The organism is Rummeliibacillus stabekisii (assembly GCF_007988965.1).
Taxonomy (GTDB): Bacteria; Bacillota; Bacilli; order Bacillales_A; family Planococcaceae; genus Rummeliibacillus; species Rummeliibacillus stabekisii.
The window spans coordinates 1-2,326 of the sequence record NZ_BJVD01000022.1 but is presented as its reverse complement, the minus strand read 5'-3'; the positions used below and the strand labels follow the sequence as shown (position 1 = coordinate 2,326).

The following is a 2,326-nucleotide window of genomic DNA, read 5'->3' as shown; positions in this document are numbered from 1 at the left end:
CTTAACCTAGTTTATATACTATATATTCTTTACAAAAAAACAAAAAGCCCATATTGCCATCTATAGACACTAAGGGCTTTTAAATTCTCAATACACTCTCAAAAGGACAATCGTTTCTTGGGGTTTAGGTGCTTTATATTTTTGATTATTAATCCCAGTTATCAATTGCTTCTTGAAAGCTATCTTTTAAGTACTCATCAAAAGTTGAATATCTAATTATTTCTTTTTTACTAATATCATCCCATCTTATAACATAGTAATCATCTTTAGTATTAATGCAATAAACAAATTCATCTACATTTTCAATAACTAGATATTTTTCAGGCAATCCCAATTTCCTATATTTTTCAGTATCATCTACTACTGATCCATAATCCATTCCTTCTACTCCTAATACCTCAACACCACAAATTCCTCCCGAGCCAAACTTTTTAACAAATTCTCTATACTGTGGAGGAAAAGTACAACCTAATTTTTTTTCAATCATAACGATGTTTTCATCTGATATTTCTCCAAAAAATTCTCCTTTTTCAATATATTTATTTATCATTTCTAAAATTTCCATTTCCATTTTTAATCTCCTCAATCTAAATTATTGAAACGCCATTTCCAGTATTTTTTTCTAAAATTGTTGTATTGTTTATCTAGAATATCGCTATTTCTAAAACTATCGCCGTCTTGTACAAACCATTCAAAATCTTATTATACTCATCATGCGTAGTAGCAAATATTTCCACCATATCACCTGGCTCTTTTTGAAGTCCATGGGCTTTCCCTAGATTCCTCGCATATTTTAAGGCAGATCCCCTTGCATTCTCAACTGTTTTATAGGCTGTCTTCATCACATTCGTAAGAGCTGGCATGTTTATTAATAAGGTAATACAACTTTTGTTTCTACCATCTACTATCGTCATATGTTGTTCATAACCATTACAATCTCTTAAAATTAACACTTAGCGTACTTATAAAATTATCGCATCTTTAATTTTTACGTTAAAAAGCACTTGTTGCCTTTCGTAGACAATCAAGCGCACTAGTTCATATATTTTTAAGACCATTAAATTTTCGAGTTTATGTGCAAACAGTACGCCATGATGGTACAACTATCATGACGTATAAAATTTCACTTTTAATCAGCTAAATAGGATTATTCGGAAATTCAATATAATACTTATCTATTAAAGCTTTATAATTTTTATCATTTGGTACTTCACCTAAATATTTATTTTTCCATATAATCATTTGGTCACTAAAGCTATAGTCTGTATCAAACCAATTTGTATAATCATAATGTAAATTAAATTTCCCAGTACTCTCTAGAGACATTGTAAAGGAATACCATAGTTCCTGCCCATTATCCTTAAAAACTTTTCTAAGTTCCTTGCTCAATTTATATAAAACATCTTCTTTTCTCTCAAATTCATCTTCATCAATTTGATATTTGAAAGGAATTTCTAAACTATATTTATATTGCTTATTTTCAAGTGTATTATAAAAAAAGTAAGTTCCTCCCCCATTTTCTGATATTTGAGCATAAAAGTAAAATTTATTCCAATCTTCTGGAATCATTTCATTAACTGTTTCAGCTATCTCATTATATAATCTATTCATTTCTTTTTCCATAATCATCCTCCTGCTCTATTTTCAATGTTTTTCTTAAATATTCCTTTACCTTCAATTTCATAAATTACTTTATATGAATGTGGTCTTAATGAAGTCCCAGCGAAAACTGGCTTAATTTTTACAGATACTTTTTTTGGTGGAATCTCTTTAAGAGCGTTTGCCCACTCAGTCTCCATCTTGTACCACTCTCCACCAGAGCGATTAATTTGCCTATTCTGAGCAAGCAAATTATCAATATCCCCTGAACCATGAAACTGAGTTCCTATCAAGTGTCCACCATCATCATCAAACAACCTATCTTCACGACCTGCTGCCACTTGCATTCCTGAGTTTCGCGTTCCTTTTTTAAGTATTAAATCTTCCGCATTTACATCTACTATTCTACCAAGTTCATCTGTTGTATATTTATAATTCTCCTCAGTTATATAACGTACGTTAGGTGCAAGTTCTTTTCTTCCATTTTTCCCTTTAATGATATGTTCCCCAAAATTTTCTCCAGTTATTTCAGTTATCTCACTATTCTTAACCTTACCCTTACCTCTCAAAATCCCATCCTTCTCCGCCTGCTTGATCGCTAAATACTCATCCGCTTTCGCAGGAAGTTTGCCTGATGGAAGACCTCGTTCTACACCGGTGACCACATTCCCAGCGGTTGTTTGTACGGCACGGACTTCGATTGGACGGAGGGCATTGTCGATAAATT

Annotated in this window: 5 protein-coding genes; all 5 read right to left on the bottom strand. The window is 32.0% G+C overall.

The window, feature by feature from the left end; genetic code table 11:
- Nucleotides 1-148 precede the first annotated feature (148 nt).
- Nucleotides 149-571, bottom strand: a complete 423-nt coding sequence (locus RST01_RS15885; RefSeq protein ID WP_147198344.1) for an SMI1/KNR4 family protein — start codon at nt 569-571, stop codon at nt 149-151.
- Between the two features lie 11 nt (nt 572-582).
- On the bottom strand, nt 583-651 hold the full coding sequence (locus RST01_RS16245; RefSeq protein ID WP_244946743.1) for an HNH/ENDO VII family nuclease: 69 nt from the start codon (nt 649-651) through the stop codon (nt 583-585).
- Nucleotides 645-953 carry an HNH/ENDO VII family nuclease gene (locus tag RST01_RS16240; protein ID WP_244946741.1) on the bottom strand — a complete coding sequence of 103 codons (309 nt, stop codon included), beginning with the start codon at nt 951-953 and terminating at the stop codon, nt 645-647. Before RST01_RS16240 ends, RST01_RS16245 begins: the two co-directional genes overlap by 7 nt.
- 184 nt (nt 954-1,137) lie before the next feature.
- Nucleotides 1,138-1,623 carry an antitoxin YezG family protein gene (locus RST01_RS15875; RefSeq protein ID WP_147198342.1) on the bottom strand — a complete coding sequence of 162 codons (486 nt, stop codon included), beginning with the start codon at nt 1,621-1,623 and terminating at the stop codon, nt 1,138-1,140.
- Between the two features lie 2 nt (nt 1,624-1,625).
- On the bottom strand, nt 1,626-2,264 hold the full coding sequence (locus RST01_RS15870) for a DNA/RNA non-specific endonuclease (RefSeq protein ID WP_371859455.1): 639 nt from the start codon (nt 2,262-2,264) through the stop codon (nt 1,626-1,628).
- Nucleotides 2,265-2,326 lie beyond the last annotated feature (62 nt).

What these genes read in the sequence shown, in the direction of transcription:
- RST01_RS15885 (WP_147198344.1), bottom strand. Translation starts at nt 571, where the DNA reads ATGGAAATGGAAATTTTAGAAATGATAAATAAATATATTGAAAAAGGA.
- RST01_RS15875 (WP_147198342.1), bottom strand. Translation starts at nt 1,623, where the DNA reads ATGGAAAAAGAAATGAATAGATTATATAATGAGATAGCTGAAACAGTT.